The organism is Methanobrevibacter sp., assembly GCF_017427765.1.
Taxonomy (GTDB): domain Archaea; phylum Methanobacteriota; class Methanobacteria; order Methanobacteriales; family Methanobacteriaceae; genus Methanocatella.
On record NZ_JAFRSC010000022.1, the window covers coordinates 69390 to 85373 of the forward strand.

Annotated in this window: 15 protein-coding genes; 9 read left to right on the forward strand and 6 right to left on the reverse strand. The window is 33.0% G+C overall.

Annotation, left to right across the window (positions count from 1 at the left end):
- Positions 1-145: 145 nt before the first annotated feature.
- A complete protein-coding gene (locus IJL02_RS06380; RefSeq protein WP_292813335.1) occupies positions 146-1717 on the reverse strand; it encodes a glycosyltransferase family 39 protein in 1572 nt (523 codons plus the stop codon).
- A 39-nt stretch (positions 1718-1756) separates the two neighbouring features.
- Positions 1757-2599 carry a UbiA family prenyltransferase gene (locus tag IJL02_RS06385; RefSeq protein ID WP_292813339.1) on the reverse strand — a complete coding sequence of 281 codons (843 nt, stop codon included), beginning with the start codon at positions 2597-2599 and terminating at the stop codon, positions 1757-1759.
- Positions 2600-2752: 153 nt separating this feature from the next.
- Between IJL02_RS06385 and IJL02_RS06390 the strand changes: the two genes are divergently transcribed.
- The 3 genes from IJL02_RS06390 to IJL02_RS06400 all read left to right on the forward strand — a co-directional run bounded on the left by IJL02_RS06390 (position 2753) and on the right by IJL02_RS06400 (position 6768).
- Positions 2753-3847, forward strand: coding sequence for an inositol-3-phosphate synthase (locus IJL02_RS06390; RefSeq protein ID WP_292813344.1), 1095 nt, complete (start codon positions 2753-2755; stop codon positions 3845-3847).
- Positions 3848-4004: 157 nt separating this feature from the next.
- Positions 4005-5714 (forward strand): sodium-extruding oxaloacetate decarboxylase subunit alpha, encoded by a 1710-nt coding sequence (gene oadA, locus IJL02_RS06395; protein WP_292813347.1) that lies wholly within the window; start codon positions 4005-4007, stop codon positions 5712-5714.
- Between the two features lie 55 nt (positions 5715-5769).
- Positions 5770-6768, forward strand: coding sequence for a tRNA-dihydrouridine synthase (locus IJL02_RS06400; protein WP_292813350.1), 999 nt, complete (start codon positions 5770-5772; stop codon positions 6766-6768).
- A 50-nt stretch (positions 6769-6818) separates the two neighbouring features.
- Here the strand turns inward: IJL02_RS06400 and IJL02_RS06405 are convergent, their stop codons facing one another.
- Positions 6819-8018: an ATP-binding protein gene (locus IJL02_RS06405; RefSeq protein ID WP_292813355.1), complete on the reverse strand. Its 1200-nt coding sequence runs from the start codon at positions 8016-8018 to the stop codon at positions 6819-6821.
- A 481-nt stretch (positions 8019-8499) separates the two neighbouring features.
- Between IJL02_RS06405 and IJL02_RS06410 the strand changes: the two genes are divergently transcribed.
- From IJL02_RS06410 to IJL02_RS06425, 4 genes are all read left to right on the forward strand, one after another.
- A complete protein-coding gene (locus IJL02_RS06410; RefSeq protein WP_292813359.1) occupies positions 8500-8934 on the forward strand; it encodes a hypothetical protein in 435 nt (144 codons plus the stop codon).
- Positions 8935-9080: 146 nt separating this feature from the next.
- On the forward strand, positions 9081-10091 hold the full coding sequence (locus tag IJL02_RS06415; protein WP_292813366.1) for a M48 family metallopeptidase: 1011 nt from the start codon (positions 9081-9083) through the stop codon (positions 10089-10091).
- Between the two features lie 12 nt (positions 10092-10103).
- Entirely contained in the window at positions 10104-10358 is a 255-nt protein-coding gene (locus IJL02_RS06420; protein ID WP_292813369.1) for a MarR family transcriptional regulator, read from the forward strand.
- Positions 10359-10492: 134 nt separating this feature from the next.
- Positions 10493-11107 (forward strand): vWA domain-containing protein, encoded by a 615-nt coding sequence (locus tag IJL02_RS06425; RefSeq protein ID WP_292813373.1) that lies wholly within the window; start codon positions 10493-10495, stop codon positions 11105-11107.
- Here the strand turns inward: IJL02_RS06425 and queC are convergent.
- Both queC and larC read right to left on the reverse strand, forming a co-directional pair.
- A complete protein-coding gene (gene queC / locus IJL02_RS06430; RefSeq protein ID WP_292813377.1) occupies positions 11104-11781 on the reverse strand; it encodes a 7-cyano-7-deazaguanine synthase QueC in 678 nt (225 codons plus the stop codon). The genes IJL02_RS06425 and queC overlap by 4 nt on opposite strands.
- Positions 11778-12947 carry a nickel pincer cofactor biosynthesis protein LarC gene (larC, locus tag IJL02_RS06435; RefSeq protein ID WP_292813382.1) on the reverse strand — a complete coding sequence of 390 codons (1170 nt, stop codon included), beginning with the start codon at positions 12945-12947 and terminating at the stop codon, positions 11778-11780. Before larC ends, queC begins: the two co-directional genes overlap by 4 nt.
- An 84-nt stretch (positions 12948-13031) precedes the next feature.
- Here larC and IJL02_RS06440 point away from each other — a divergent pair, with 84 nt between their 5' ends.
- Entirely contained in the window at positions 13032-14129 is a 1098-nt protein-coding gene (locus IJL02_RS06440; protein WP_292813385.1) for a phosphatidylglycerophosphatase, read from the forward strand.
- 23 nt (positions 14130-14152) lie between these two features.
- On the opposite strand, the gene IJL02_RS06445 is transcribed toward IJL02_RS06440, so the two are convergent.
- Positions 14153-14704 carry a DUF2115 domain-containing protein gene (locus IJL02_RS06445; RefSeq protein WP_292813390.1) on the reverse strand — a complete coding sequence of 184 codons (552 nt, stop codon included), beginning with the start codon at positions 14702-14704 and terminating at the stop codon, positions 14153-14155.
- A gap of 251 nt (positions 14705-14955) precedes the next feature.
- Between IJL02_RS06445 and cobS the strand changes: the two genes are divergently transcribed.
- Complete coding sequence (gene cobS, locus IJL02_RS06450; protein ID WP_292813396.1) at positions 14956-15738, forward strand: adenosylcobinamide-GDP ribazoletransferase; 783 nt, start codon at positions 14956-14958, stop codon at positions 15736-15738.
- Positions 15739-15984 lie beyond the last annotated feature (246 nt).

A 15984-nucleotide genomic window follows, 5' to 3' on the forward strand; every position in this document is an offset into this window, starting at 1 on the left:
TTTTTTATTTTGATTATTATATATCTTTCTAAAAATAATGATTTTTAATTTTAAGATATAATTTTTTAAATTTTAAAAAGGGATGGAGATTCATTTAATTTAAAGAATAGTCTTTTTTAATCTAAATTTGAAAAATTAGATGTATCTAATAACTTGTTTTTTGATATAAATATAGATTATCAAATTGTTTAATTTCACTATAATTCTTTAGTTGGGGCTGTTTTGCATTTGAAATATAGTAGGTAAGATTGCTTTCATCGATGGTTTCATGGCTGCCTGAAGGTATTCCGATTACATTGTCTCCAATCCACCATCTGTAAGGTCGTATATTATATGTTCCAATAGGGATATCCTGATAATCGGGGTTATTGTCTATGATATAATTTGAAATCTCTTCGGTAACCTGATACTGTGTTGTAGGCTCGAATGTTTCGGTAAATGCAAATCCCTGAACTGCAAATAAAACAATTAAAACTATTGGGATGATATTTCTGTTGATTCGGATTTTGCTGTTGATAATATCAATAGCTTTTATTGTAAAGTAAATCATTGCTGGAAATATTGGGATAATGTATCTGTTTACTCGGATATTGAGATATGTAAAAAAGATAATATTTGAAATTATCCAAACAAACATTGCTATGCCTGTTTCATTGTCTGAATCTTTGCCCAGCAGATATAATCCAACACTAACAAGGAAGATTGTAACTAATGAAGTTATTCTTGTAAAGATTAAAGCGGATATCAAAAACAATGCTATTGGTATAGCATGCTTTTTTTCTAGTTTTGGTTTGGTGTCCTTTAGCCAAAGCAATGCGCCAATTATCAGTATTAAAATAACTGTCCATGAAAGCACGGTCGGATTTTGAAGGACAGGATTTCCGTCAAATACTGTATGGGAATTTGAGATAAAATTAGGCAGATTTGTTAAATAATAACTGTAATCCGGATTAAATGCAGGGTCGGTTGAAGATCCTGTTTGTCCGGAAGCCCGATCAAGCATCTGTCCGCCTCCGAACTGACCGTGACCCATAACAAAAACTGTTGCAAAAATAATGATTCCAACTACCATTGAGATTGTTATTGCTTTGAAAACATGTTTTTTATCTTCTTTTTTTATTTTAAGGCCGTTTTCATATATGTAAATAATTAATAATGCAGGGATTGTTAAAACAACAGTATACCTTGTAAATACGCTTAAAACAAAGAATAATCCTGCTAATGTGTAAAATTTAGGGTTCTTTTTAATAGCTATTATGCTGAATAACACTAACCAGATTGTCAGAGCAACTGCTGGGATATCTAAAGTTCCATTTGCAAGCCATGTTAAGTTTAAAGTGAGTGTTGAAAAGATTATTGAACCGGCTATGCTTAAAGTATTATCATAAAACTGTTTGAGAAGTAGATATAAACCAATATTGCCGAATATTGCGAAAAGTCCGGTAACAATAAATATTGCCAGTTTATCAACCAAACCGCATCTAAACAATAGTGATGTTAAAAAACAGACCACTGGAGACAGATATATGTTTTCTGTTGCATGAATGTTTGTTCCAGTAAAATAAAGTGCGTTTAAAAGATATAGGTATACATCAGAACAGCTTATTCCTAACTGCACATTGAAATTGATGTAATATGTAACCAGAATTGCATTAAATATCAATAAACCTAATAAATAACGCATGTCTTGTTTTTTCAAATTAAAATCTTCAAACATTATGTATTACTCTCTTATTTATAACTATTTAATAATTACTTAGATGGATCCAAATACAAATGCGACAAATGCTATCAGCATTCCTATTTTCAGGAGTTTGGAAGATTTGTGGGCAGTATCTGGGTCTCTTGATTTTAAAATTAATATTGCTGAGTAAATAAATAAAATAACTGCTATAGCTATTACAAACAAATAAAAGATGCCGAAAATGTGGTTGTAATAGAGTAGAGGGCATAATGCACAATCTATTATTATTAATGCCACTGCAATCAATGCGGGGATTTTATCACCGATCAGAATAGGAAGTGTCCTTGCGCCTTCTGATTTGTCCCCTTCGATATCTTCAATATCTTTTATTATCTCACGTGCTGTTGTCATTACGAATGCAAAAAATCCAAGATATATGGATGTGGATATTATTGTTGGATTGTTTATTGTAAATCCTCCGAATACAAATCCAAAACCGGTCATAAATCCGACTGCCAGGTTTCCGATTAATGGTGTTGCTTTTAGTTTATATGCATACAGATAAAGAATCACATCGGATATTAAAACAATTGCAAACGGAATCCAATTATGGGTTATATAACTGATTAAAAATCCGCAGACTGTTCCAAGTAAAAACAATAGATATCCGTAATTTCTCCCGGCTTGTAGTGAAATTCTTCCAGAAGGAATTGGCCGTTCGGGTTTGTTAATCAAATCGATATTGTAATCGAAATAATCATTAATAACGTTTCCTGCGGCAGTTTCAAAAAATACGGTTAACATTGCAAGAATAATTGGAATACTAATTGTTTTATCGATGATTGCTATTAAAATTATAGCTATGGCACCCATCATTGCATTGCCTGGTCTTAATATTTCTATATATGGATTCATCTTATCTCTCTTAATATATGTTTTAGTAGCATTTTTGACACAGTAGTTATGTTAAATAAGGCATACTTTTAAATAACTATAATGTATAACATAATATTAGTATTTTATTTAATAAATTTATTACTTAAATTAATTAATTAGCTGGTGTTATATTTGAATAAAATTAAAATAGCTATTGTCGGAATAGGTAACTGTGCAAGTTCACTTATTCAAGGAATTCATTATTATGATGGTAAAAAGCCAGAAGATGCTATTGGACTTATGCATTGGGAAATTGGCGGATATGAACCTAGTGACATAGAAGTTGTCGCTGCTTTTGATGTTGACGCAAGAAAAGTTGGAAAAACTATTGATGAGGCAATTTTTGCAAAACCAAACTGTACTACTGTATTTCAAGAAGATATCCCAAAATATGACGTAAAAGTCAGTATGGGTCATGTTTTGGACGGTGTTGCTGAGCACATGTCAAATTATGATGATGAGTATACATTTGTCGTAAGTGATGAAGATCCGGTTGATGTTGTTTCAGTTTTAAAGGAAAGCGGTGCTGAAATATTGGTAAATTACTTGCCTGTCGGTTCTGAAGAGGCAGCAAGATATTATGCACAATGTGCTCTTGATGCAGGAATAGCTTATGTTAACTGTATGCCTGTTTTCATTGTAAGTGATGATGAGTGGGATGCTAAATTCAAAGCTAAAGGAATTCCTATTGTTGGAGATGATATTAAAGCACAGATTGGCGCTACTATCACTCACAGAACACTAGCTAGTTTATTCATGGATAGGGGAGTTAAATTAGATAAAACCTATCAAATCAATACTGGTGGTAACACTGATTTTCTAAACATGCTTAATCGTGAAAGGTTGGATTCCAAAAAAGAATCAAAAACTGAAGCGGTTCAGTCTGTTTTAGATGAAAGAATGGCTGACCGTGATATTCACATTGGTCCTAGTGATTACGTTCCATGGCAAAATGACAATAAGTTATGCTTCTTGAGAATGGAAGGCCGTACATTTGGTGACGTTCCGATGAACATTGAGCTCAGATTAAGTGTTGAAGACTCTCCAAACTCAGCAGGCTGTGTTATCGATGCAGTAAGATGCTGTAAAATTGGTTTGGAAAGAGGTATTGGTGGACAATTAACTTCTATTTCTTCTTATACTATGAAACATCCTCCAATACAAGTTACTGATGATGAAGCATATGAAAATGTTGAAAAATTCATTTCCGGTGAATTGGAAAGATAATTTTTCAAATTTTTCTTTTCTTATTTTTTTTAATTTCTTTTTTTTAGTGTATGTTTAAACTATTTTATATTGTTAATTTATATAATACAAAAAACATATATTATAGTTGGATATTTTAAGATTATTTATAATTAAATTTTAAAAGAGGTGTAATTTAATGGCAAAAGTAAGATTTACAGAAACAGCACTTCGTGATGCTCACCAGTCTTTGCTTGCAACTAGGATGAGAACAAGAGACATGATTCCTATTGCTGAAGAGATGGATAATGTCGGATACTTCTCTGTTGAAGCCTGGGGTGGAGCTACTTTTGATACTTGTATAAGATACCTGAACGAAGACCCGTGGGAAAGATTAAGACAATTAAAATCTGAATTCAACAAAACTCCTATTCAAATGCTTTTAAGGGGACAGAATTTGGTTGGTTATAAACATTACCCTGATGATATTGTTACCAAATTCGTTGAAAAATCTTATGAAAATGGTGTTGACATTTTCAGAATTTTTGATGCTTTAAACGATGTAAGGAACATGGAAAAAGCAATTAAAGTAGCTAAAGATCAGGGTGCACATGTTCAGGGTACTATCAGTTATACCATAAGTCCTGTACATACTTTGGAGGGTTTTGTAGAACTTGCAAAAGATCTTGAAGCTCTTGACTGTGATTCAGTAGCTATTAAAGACATGGCTGGTTTAATTACTCCTAAAGCTGCTTATGATTTGGTTTCTGCTTTAAAAGAAGAAACTGATTTGCTTGTAGATTTACACTGTCACTGTACCAGTGGTATGACTCCAATAAGTTATTATGCGGCATGTCAGGCAGGTGTTGATATTTTGGATACTGCAATATCACCGCTTTCATGGGGAACAAGTCAGCCACCGACTGAAAGTATGGTCGCAGCTCTTCAAGGTACCGAGTTTGATACTGGTCTTGATTTAAAATTATTAACTCATATTAAAAAATACTTTGATGATATTAAAGAAAAATATTTGGGTATTCTTGACCCGATTTCTGAAAGTATCGATGCAGACGTATTGTTATACCAAATTCCTGGTGGAATGCTTTCAAACCTCATATCTCAACTTAAGGAACAAAATGCAATCGACAGATATGATGATGTGTTAGAGGAAATGCCTCGTGTTAGAAAAGACATGGGATATCCTCCACTTGTAACTCCAACAAGTCAGATTGTTGGTATTCAATCTGTAATGAATGTTTTAGGTGGCGAAAGATACAAAACTGTATCAAAAGAGGTTAAAGAATATATGAAAGGTATGTACGGTAAGACTCCTGCTCCTGTAAATGAAGAAATATCTAAAAAGATTATCGGTGATGAGGAAGTTATTACTTGCAGACCTGCAGATTTAATTGAACCTGAATTCGAAAAATTCAAATCAGAAGGTAAAGAGCAAGGTTTCATTGAATCTGATGAAGATGTTTTGACTTATGCTTTATATCCTCAAGTTGCTCCAAGATTCCTTAAAGGAGAAGCTGAAGAGGAAGAACTTCTACCTCCTCACTCACTTCCGGATGAGGGAATTGAAATTCCAACAGAATATAACGTTGAAGTCGACGGGGACATTTTCGAAGTTAAAATCATGCCTACCGGATTTATGGACGTTAGCGAAGGCAACCAAAGACCTGTCGGAAACGTTGAAGGTGGAGTAATATCTTCAATGCAGGGAATGATTATTAAACTCAACGTCAATGTTGGAGATACAGTTGAAAAAGGCGATAATATCGGGGTCATTGAAGCTATGAAGATGGAAAACGATATCCAATCTGAATTCGATGGAACAGTTGAAGAAATTTTCGTAGAACCTGGTGATGCTGTAAGTATCGGCGATATTTTAATGGTTATCAAATAGATAACCTTTTAATTTCTTTTTTTTATTAATTTTTTTAGATATTTTGGGTGATTGTATGAAAGATATTTTTGATAAATGTCAATTTGGAAATTTGGAGCTTAATGGTCGTATTGTGAGAACCGGTACATGGGAAACCGAAACCGAAGAAGGGGGCTTTTTAACTCCTGCGATTTATGACAGATATGAAAAAATTGCAAGCAGTGGAACCGGATTGATAGTATCTGAAATTTTTGCACTTGACCATAAGGACAGATTTTTTGAATATTCCTCAAATTTAAATTATAGGGGTTTTATTAAAGATTATCAGATAGTTACAGACATTGCCCACAAATATGATGTGCCTATTTTAGGCCAATTGGCGTTTTTCTATTATGATGATGGAGACAATCAAAAAGTGGAAGCTAATGAAATTACTGAAGAGGGAATCCGTAAATTGCAGGCTGAAGTAATTATGGCTGCTAAAAAGTTCTCATTTGCAGGTTTTGACGGTATCCAGATTAATATGGGAAACAATTTTTATTTGTCCCGTTTCATGAATCCTTACTTCAATCAAAGAACAGATAAATATGGTGGAAACACTGAAAACCGTGTGAGAATTTCTGCCGAGATTATCAAGGTCATTAAAAAGACTATGGATATACATGTAAGTTGCAGAATCAATCCATGGGATGTAAGAAAAGGTGGGGTCACTGCAGATGAAAGTATAGCTATTGCTAAAGAGCTGGAAAAAGCGGGTGCTGACAGTATTCAGCTTACTGCAAGAACAATCTCTTACCTTTATGATGGAAATGATAAGCATCCGTTTTTAGTTTATGTGGATAAATTAATTGATGAATTGGATATTCCCGTTGTTTTGGGTGGATCTCTAAGGGATATGAATACAATCAATGAAGTATTGAACAATACTGATGTTGAATTCGTGTCCATGTCTAAGCCATTCGTAGCGCAAGCTGACTTTTTGGCTGATTGGAAAGCTAACGGGGAAGGAGAATCAATCTGTTACAGCTGTAATAATTGTTATAGTAAAAAGAAAAGTACTTGTTTTAAATATTAAAGGTACCAACTAATTTTTCTTTAAATATTGGTCGGTACTATTTGTACAGTTTAGTTTAAGTCTTCAGTAGTCAAGAAATCTATTAGATTGATGTGTTTTATTCCATCTCGTGATCTATCGAATTGATCCATGGTTATGATATATTTTGGGTAATGGTCTTTGATTTTTGAAAATGGCCTAAATTCTCTTTCAATTGTTTCGTCTGTTTCAAGCAAATAGCTTACTTGAACATAAATGGTTTCTTTATGTTTTCGGCATACAAAATCAACTTCAAACTCGTTGGTTTTTCCAATTGTTATTTTCCATCCTCTTCTTAAAAATTCAAAATAAACAATGTTTTCCATTGCTCTTCCAATATTGTCTATGTTTCCTTTTGCCTTTGCTTCACAAAATCCATGGTCAGTCACATAATATTTTTCATTGAATTTCAAAATGCCTTTGCCTTCTAAATCTTCTCTTTTTACTTTTTTTATAAAGCATGCATTTTCTAAGTATTTTAGGTAGTTTGTTATTGTTTTGTTTGAAATTTTCATATTCATTTCTTTTTTGTAGTATTGCGCTATGCTTGAAGCTGAGAATACATTTCCGATGTTGTCAAAAATGAATGTGGTTAATCTCTCGAGATTGTCTATGTCTCGTATTTGATATCTTTTAACGATGTCCTTGTAGAATATGGAGTTGAATAAATCATCTAAATAGTTTATTTTTTGTGTTTCGCCGAGGTCAAATGTTTGTGGCATTCCTCCATATTGGAGGTATTCATTAAATAAGTCTAAACTGCTTGATTTTTGATGGTAATCTAGGAATTCCTGATAGGAAAATGGGTACATTTTTATTTCATAATATCGTCCTGTCAAATGTGTTGCCAGTTCTCCAGACAGTAAATTTGAGTTTGAACCTGTGATGTAAATATCACAGTTATAATCAACTTTGTATCCTGCAATTGAGCGTTCCCATTTTTTAACATTTTGGATTTCATCAAAAAATAGATATATTTTTCCTTTTTTATTTTTCATTGATTTTTCAACGATTTTGTCCAGTTCATTATTGTTCTTGATGTTTTTATATTTTTTACTGTCAAAATTAATGAGTATGATGTTGTGTTCTTTTACTCCTCTTTTAATGAGTTCTTCTTTGATTAGTCCTAGCATGTAAGATTTTCCACATCTTCTAATTCCTGTGATTACTTTAATCAAGTCGTTGTCAATTAATGGGATGATTTGTTTTAAATATAACTCTCGTTGAATCATGATAATATTATATTTTTTTAGGTATATAATACTAACTTTTTTATTTTCTTAAAATTTTAGTCTTATATTACTAACTTTTTATTTAAATTCAAATGTCAGGTTTTTAATACTGGCTTTTTAATTTTCTTTGAAATATTAGTCGGTATAACCTAAAACCTGTTTTAAAATTTAATCACTAATTTTTCCTCTTTTGTTATTTCAATTTTTTCAAATGTTCTTATGGGATATGTTTTGAAATTAGATTTTTATATTTTTAAATTTAATTTTTCTTTTTCATTATTGTTATTTTTATATAATAACCTTAATTCTTCTTTTTTTAATCATTTTAAGATGCAAGTGAGCACTTACATTCTAAAATCTTTATATATGGGCTTGTTTATATATTTACTTGTGCAGAGAGGTGTTAATTTACAAAACTAACTTCTCACATTTTAAATTTATTGACTTCATAAAAAAATTCGATTATTAATGGGTGATACAAATGGAATTCAAAAGTAAATTATTTGCAATACTTGCAATTTTCTGTGTAATATGTTCTGTATGCGCAGTCAGTGCAACTGACGATACTTCAAATCAGGCAAACGACTATTATTTGGATGCAAGCCATGACGGTCATGACGGTTTGATTATTCCTCCGGATAACACTCACGATGAAGAAATTCACGCCGCTGGCGGAGATCCTTACTTAGACGCAAGCCAAGACGGACACAACGGCACAATCGTACCTCCTGATACTAACCACAGTGAACAAACAATGACCACATCCGGAAACTTCACCGCTCATGCTGCAAGTGAAAATGTTAATGCAACCAACGCAACAACAACACACACAATGCCGGCTACAGGCAATCCAATATTAGCATTATTCTGTGTATGTGCTATTCTTGGTGGTTATGCTGTAATCAAAAGGAAATAAATAATTATTTCCTCTTATTCTCTCTTTTTATTCATGGATTTAAAAGCATGATTTTTTCATGCTTTTTTTCTCCATATATTTCTGTCAATGACTGGGGTCTGATATTTAAAAAACTTTTTATACACAATTTGAATATATTATTATATATGGCAAAAGATGACAGAAGTAGCATTAATCCGTTTACTGGCAAATCTCATTTTGATATTGTAAATGATGATAAGTTTCTTGAGGATTCTTATAATGAATATTATTCCATGATTAATCAGGCACAGCTTCTAGATAATACTCCTAATGGGCAGTTGGTTAGAAATGTTGCTATAAGGTTAATTCAGGCTGTTGAAAGGTTTCTGTCTGAAATCGGCAGAAGCGATTATACTGAGGATTATTATGACTGGGATTTCCATCTGGTTGCTGATGATACGGTAAATGCATTTTGCATGCCTGGTGGAAAAATTGTAATGTTTTCAGGCATTCTTTCAGTTGCAAATACTGAAGAAAAAGTTGCATTTATTTTAGGCCATGAAATGGCACATGCCCTGCTTGACCACTCCAGAACACGCATCAGTGCTCAAAAGGCTCAAAATACAATTTCTTCCGCTGCATGGTTTGGAAGTTTTGCTTTGGATTTAGTTGGATTGGGCGAAATTGGAAGCCTTACACGAGCAGCCACCAATATTGCAACTGTAGGTTCTCAATTTTTGCTAATGAATCCTTGGGGAAGAGACCAGGAAATTGAGGCAGATAAATTGGGTATGATGATAATTCACTGGGCAGGTTATGATATATCTTCAATTCCAGCATTCTGGCAGTCAATGGCTGGTGGAAACCCAAACAATCATGATTTTTTTTCAACCCATCCGTCTGACAGTAAAAGAATTGAATCAATGAATGCTTTAATAGCTGAAATTGAAAATCAGAAGGATTTCCATTCATCTCCTGTTTTATCTGATTCTCATCCAGGCAATAATAAAACTCAAAAAGCTGTTGGTGAAAATGTAGCAAAATACTGTCAAAATTGTGGTTCTCCAGCAGATATTGACGCTAAATTTTGTACTAATTGCGGTTTTAAATTTGATGAGGAGTTGAGATGCGGAAACTGTGGCAATATTGTCGGTTCACATGATACTTTCTGTACAAATTGTGGAAATAAACTGTAGTGAGGTGTTAATATGGATGTTGAAGAAATGGTTGAATACATTAATAAATCAAGTTACAGACTAAAAATTGTTAAATCCATAGATACTGGTTTTAAGATGCCAAAAACTATTTCAATTGAAACAGGATTACTGCTTAATCATGTATCCTATGTATTAAAGTTATTAAGAGAAAATGATGTTGTTGAATGCATAAACCCTGATGCTAAAAAAGGACGTCTTTATAGGCTTACTGAAATGGGTTTAAAGTCTTTAGATGAGTTGGAATAACATCTTTTTTTATTTTTTTTGTTTTTTAGAAAACTTTATATACTACGTATCATTAATATATTGTGTGTAAGTTATTAGTAACTTATTAATAACACATTAGATTATATCTAAAAAATTTGTTGGAAGTGATAATGATGGTTAAGGTAGATCCATGTGAGCAGAATTTGGATTTAATATTTCTAATCGACAGGAGCGGATCAATGTACGGCTCCGAAAAGGATACAATTGGTGGATTCAATTCATTTATAAAAAGAGAAAAGGACAAAGGACTCAACACAAAAGTTACTACAATTCTTTTTGATCATGGGTATGATGTGTTATATAAAAGAAAAGACATTAATGATGTCTGTGATTTAACAAGCAACGAATATTACGTTAGGGGCTCAACAGCTCTTTTGGATGCAATCGGAAGAACAATCGTAACTCTTGAAAAAGAGATTTGCAATAAAGTATTGTTTGTTATTATGACTGATGGTATGGAAAACTCTTCTGTGGAATTTTCAAAATCCCAAATTTCCAAAATGATAAAAAATCACAATTGGGAGTTCATATTCATTGGTGCTGACATTGATTCATATGCCGAAGCAAGTAAGATTGGCATTAAAAGGTCAAGAACAGCCAATTATAAAAAGTCTAAAAAAGGCGTTAAAAAGTTATATGATGCTGTTGAATATACTGCGGATTGTATGAGGTCAAATATTAGTTTGGATGATGCAAATTGGAAAAAAGATTTAAAAGAGTATGACTAAATTTCATATTCGCTCAAATCTTTTATTTTTGCTTTTTCAAAAGCTCTTTTTCTTCTCATGCAGCTTTCACAAACGCCGCAGTGTTTTTCTGTACCTTTGTAACAAGAATAGCTTAATTCCATTGGAGCGCCAACATCAGCTCCTAGCTTTACTATTTCCTCTTTATTTAAATCAATGGCCGGCGCTTCAATTTTAATATTGTCCGGCGAGCCGGCTTCTATTAATTTATTGAAATTTTCTAAAAATTCTTTTGAATTGTCTGGAAATGTGGCAGCTTCTTCTGCATCCCAACCTACAATTATGATTTCTGCTCCGATACTTTCGGCGTAAGATAGTGCAATGGATGTAAATACTGTATTTCTTGCCGGAACCCAAACGCTGCTTGCGGTTTTCATACTTTTTTCTATATCATCTAAATCATTGCTTGAAACTTCTGGAATCTCTTCAGATGTGTTCAGGCTGGATGTGCTTATTTTTGAAAGCCATGGAAGGTCAATTACTTCGTGAGTCCAATTCATCTTATCGCATATTTCTCTTGAAGCTTTAAGTTCTCTTTTAAAACTTTTTTGACCGTAATTAAAAGTTATTGCATGAATTTCATAATCTTTAGCAAATGTGCTGGTTGCAACAGTGCAGTCAAGTCCTCCAGATAAAACGGATATTGCTTTTTTCATTTTATCAGCTCTTTAATTTTTTTAAGTGGAAGTCCGCTTTCCTGAGCGATTTTTTTCAAATCTTCATATTCTGCTCTTTTTGAGATAATTTCGCCATTGACATATCCTGTTTTAAATGTTACTTCATATTCTTTGCCATTTATTTCAAATGTCCTTTTTTCAAATTCTCTTTTTGCTATTCCTCTGTGGATATTTGGGGTTATTCTAATGCCCAGACTTCCGGTTTCTTTAAATATTGCATCAATCAGCCTTTCCCTATTTTTCCTTGGTGAAATTACTTTCAAAAGGCTTCCTTGGCGATTTTTCTTCATGATGATTGGTGCAATGGATACGTCCGATGCGCCTTCGTCTTGGAGTCTGTCAAATAAATATCCTATCTCTTCACCGGTCAAATGATCAAGATTTGTTTCAATAACGTCTATCTCATCACTTTCCACAATATCTTTACTTTCAATTATCCTTAAAACGTTCGGGTGGTCAAAATCTTTTTTGCCCGCTCCGTAACCTGTTTTTTTAGGATTTGTCAGCGGGATGAAATCCTTAACCTCATCACACAACTCTGCATAAATTGCACATCCTGTAGGTGTTGCAAGTTCGCTGTCGACAGGACCTCCAATCATTTTAAAACCTTTCAATATTTCTACAACTGCAGGTGCCGGAACTGGTATTGTTCCATGGGCAGTTTTAACTCTACCTCCTCCAACTGCAATTGGAAGGCCTATTATCTTATCATCGTCTAAATTAAGGCAGTAATATGCATATATTGACCCAATTACATCAGCTACTGCGTCACTGGCTCCAACTTCATGAAAATGAACTTGATTTAAAGGTTTTCCATGGACTTTTGACTCGGCAATGGCAATTCTCTCAAATACATTAATGGAAGTTTCTTTGACTTTTTCATCCAAATCCAGATTTTTGATTTTTTCAATAAAATCTGCATAACTGATGGAGTCCTTTTGCTCCAGCATTTCCACATTGCAGTAGGTGGAATCAATTCCCTGTTTGGTAATCTTTTTGAATGTAACTTCCACTTTTCCAAATTCTTTTGCTGATTTTTCCATGATTTCTTTTAAATCATCTGCATTAGCTCCCAAATCTACCAATGCACCAATAATCATGTTTCCTGCGATTCCGCTTGATTGTGGGTCAATAATAATTGTCATAATATAATACCTTTACTCATTATAATATAAAATTTAAATTAAATAATTAATATATTATTTGTATTAAATGTGGTAGGTCATGATATGGTGGGAAGTAAAATTAATATTATTGAAAAGGATTATGGAATCTGTATAAACAATCCAAATTATTTTTTGGCTTTCAGTGATTTCACTGTCAGTGACGGTATTGATATCATTGAAAACGTCAATATCCTGAAGGCGAAAGACGAGTTTGATTCAACAGCCAAAAAAGCGGAAACATTCAACCAGTCTCAGGGATCATACATTGCCCAGGCCACTGATTCGCTAAATTATTTCAATGTTTCCTATGATGATTTGACAATTTTTACTTTCATGGCTAATGATGTTGCTGTTGAGGATTTCACTGACAGTTTGAAGGTTGCAAATTCTTCAAAGGGTTTTGTTGATGCAAGAATCAATTTAAGCCATGTGGTTTATATTGATAGAGTAATCTCTCCAAGGGATTTGCTTAAAATCTTTAAAATCATTACCAACATTAAGGCAAAAGTCCTAGCCAACATGTGCTTGCCGTTTCACATTAGCAATATATTGAACACAAATGATTTTTTAGCCATTCTGGCCAATATTCCGGCCAGTGATGAGCAAAATTTGGATATCAACAATGCAGAATATGATGAAATTGACTTGGATGAGCTGAAAATAAGGCTTGAGGAGGCAATTGAAATATCTGTTGAAGATGCATTTGAAAATCTAAATCTGACTTTCGGAATTTTGGATTATTTTGTCTCTCAGGGAATTCTGATTGGAGATCTGGTTGAAGCGGGGCTCGAACTTGTTGACATTGAGGTTACACAAGAGTTAAAAGATAAATTAGAATCACAAATTCTTAAATCATTATCTGATGTTAATGTTATAACACTTTTGGTTGCTGCAATGAGAACAGAAGAGGATTTTGCAGCAAACCGTATAAGGGAAGTCGATTTAAGAGGTAATCGTGATGATTTATATGCGGGTAATGTTTTAGGTCTTGCAATTGCAAACCTGATTGCAGGAACAAAAGCAGCATTTAACTTTAACAGATATATTGAAGCAAAACCTGGAATCATTTATGGGTTGCCCCCAATGCTTGACTGTATTTTTGCAGGTTTGATTGCCGGTTGTGTGTCAAAAATTTTTGAGGAACAGTCATTGAATATATAATTTATCTTCATTTCTTCATTTTTTTAGAATTCTAATTGTTCTGCAAGGCACATTTTACACACAGCATTCGGAGAATCGATATTAGCATCTTTCACTGGACAATAATATTTTCCATCTATTTCTTCAACTTCAAGCGATCCGGGAAATGGTGTGCCCACGGGATGAATCGGTTCTTCTAAAACAAATGTGGTATAAAGTGAAACAATGCCGTAGATTAATGGAAATTTAGTTTCATTGTTTATTGTGCCATTCATATGATATGATTTTAATGTAGCGATTGCATCAATAAACTCCTCTTTGTCAATGTTTTTAGAATAATGTGTTTCATCGCCTGAAATGTATTTTAGACGCCCTAAAAAATATTTTGCGTATACTTTGTGGCCTTTGTCTTTATAGCTTTTTTGAACATATTCAGAGTCTTTAATCATCTTGGCATTAACTGCCATTAAATCAAATACTGAAACGGTAGAGGCGTATTTCTTTAATATTTCTAAGACTGAATCGCAGGATATTGTATTTTCATTTGAAATAACATTTGAAAAATCATTATACATTTCTAAAGATATATCTGACATAGTGAAAACCTTAATGTTAAAAAATATATGGTAATGTTTGTTGAATATATTATTTATATTTCATTTAATATTTGAAAAGTGTTTTTCTAACATAAAAATAAAAACCACATTAGATTAAAAATAAAGTTGTTGAAATAATGTTTCAACAACATTATCAAATTATTGGCCGATGGAGAAATATATTATATTGTAGGAAATAAAATAGAATATAACAATTAATATTTCACTTTCATAAATTGAGGAATGGTTTTATGGAAAATGATGATTATTTTGAAGATGAAGAATTCTCACCTATTAGATCACTTTTGGGTCTTTTAACATTCTCAACAATACTGCCGATTAACGTTTTTACATCAATTGAGTATATGACAAAGCTCACATGGTGCTGGCCATTTTTACACATTTTCATTGGGATTTTGGCAGCAGTATGCGGTTATGTCTCTATAGAATTCCTGCATCTTAATTCATTTTTCGCAGCAGCAGTCGTTTATGCATTTTTGATGCTCATCACTGGTTATAATCACCTTGACGGTGTGATGGATATGGCTGATGGTGTGATGGTTCATGGAGCACCTGAAAAGAAAATCAGGGTCATGAAAGATTCCTCAGTCGGCGCCGGAGGTGTTGCAACATTATTTTTGGTGGCCAGTCTGACAATTGCCGGTTTGTATAATATCCTTGATTATAATTTTATTTTGGGTATTATAATTTGTGAGATGTCTGCAAAGATATCCTTGCTAACTACAGCATTACTGTCAATACCATTGACTCCTGGTATCGGCAGCTATTTTATAAAAGAAACCAATATTGCCAATTATTTTGCTTCAACAATAATAATTGCAATCATTGCCGGTTTGTTAGGGGGTACTGTAGGAATATTTGGTGTAGTAGGTGCTGTTGTAAGTGGCATTATTATTGCGCTGATTGCAAGGAGAAATTTTGTTCTGGCCAACGGTGATGTTCTTGGAATGAGCAATGAAGTCGGTCGTTTGTTTTCATTATTGTTCATGACGGTGGCTTTATTTTATTTATAACTAATTTTTACATGTTGAAATCAATATTGAAGTTATTTAATCGCATGTTTATATATTAGAATTGTGATAAGTAGTATTGATGAGATTTACCACTTATTTGCATATTCTTTGAATTTTTCATTAAATACTGAACATGATGATTAATATCTCTCGTTAATGAAGTTTCTATTTACCTCCCAAAATTTAAAACAGGTGGTTTTTCTCATCGTCTTTTCAAAATGATTATATATTTTCATGGTTAATCTA

Coding starts and splice junctions, on each gene's coding strand:
- IJL02_RS06380 (WP_292813335.1), bottom strand. CDS start 1,717: ATGTTTGAAGATTTTAATTTGAAAAAACAAGACATGCGTTATTTATTA.
- IJL02_RS06385 (WP_292813339.1), bottom strand. CDS start 2,599: ATGAATCCATATATAGAAATATTAAGACCAGGCAATGCAATGATGGGT.
- oadA (WP_292813347.1), top strand. CDS start 4,005: ATGGCAAAAGTAAGATTTACAGAAACAGCACTTCGTGATGCTCACCAG.
- IJL02_RS06400 (WP_292813350.1), top strand. CDS start 5,770: ATGAAAGATATTTTTGATAAATGTCAATTTGGAAATTTGGAGCTTAAT.
- IJL02_RS06405 (WP_292813355.1), bottom strand. CDS start 8,018: ATGATTCAACGAGAGTTATATTTAAAACAAATCATCCCATTAATTGAC.
- IJL02_RS06410 (WP_292813359.1), top strand. CDS start 8,500: ATGGAATTCAAAAGTAAATTATTTGCAATACTTGCAATTTTCTGTGTA.
- IJL02_RS06415 (WP_292813366.1), top strand. CDS start 9,081: ATGGCAAAAGATGACAGAAGTAGCATTAATCCGTTTACTGGCAAATCT.
- IJL02_RS06420 (WP_292813369.1), top strand. CDS start 10,104: ATGGATGTTGAAGAAATGGTTGAATACATTAATAAATCAAGTTACAGA.
- IJL02_RS06425 (WP_292813373.1), top strand. CDS start 10,493: ATGGTTAAGGTAGATCCATGTGAGCAGAATTTGGATTTAATATTTCTA.
- queC (WP_292813377.1), bottom strand. CDS start 11,781: ATGAAAAAAGCAATATCCGTTTTATCTGGAGGACTTGACTGCACTGTT.
- larC (WP_292813382.1), bottom strand. CDS start 12,947: ATGACAATTATTATTGACCCACAATCAAGCGGAATCGCAGGAAACATG.
- IJL02_RS06440 (WP_292813385.1), top strand. CDS start 13,032: ATGGTGGGAAGTAAAATTAATATTATTGAAAAGGATTATGGAATCTGT.
- IJL02_RS06445 (WP_292813390.1), bottom strand. CDS start 14,704: ATGTCAGATATATCTTTAGAAATGTATAATGATTTTTCAAATGTTATT.
- cobS (WP_292813396.1), top strand. CDS start 14,956: ATGGAAAATGATGATTATTTTGAAGATGAAGAATTCTCACCTATTAGA.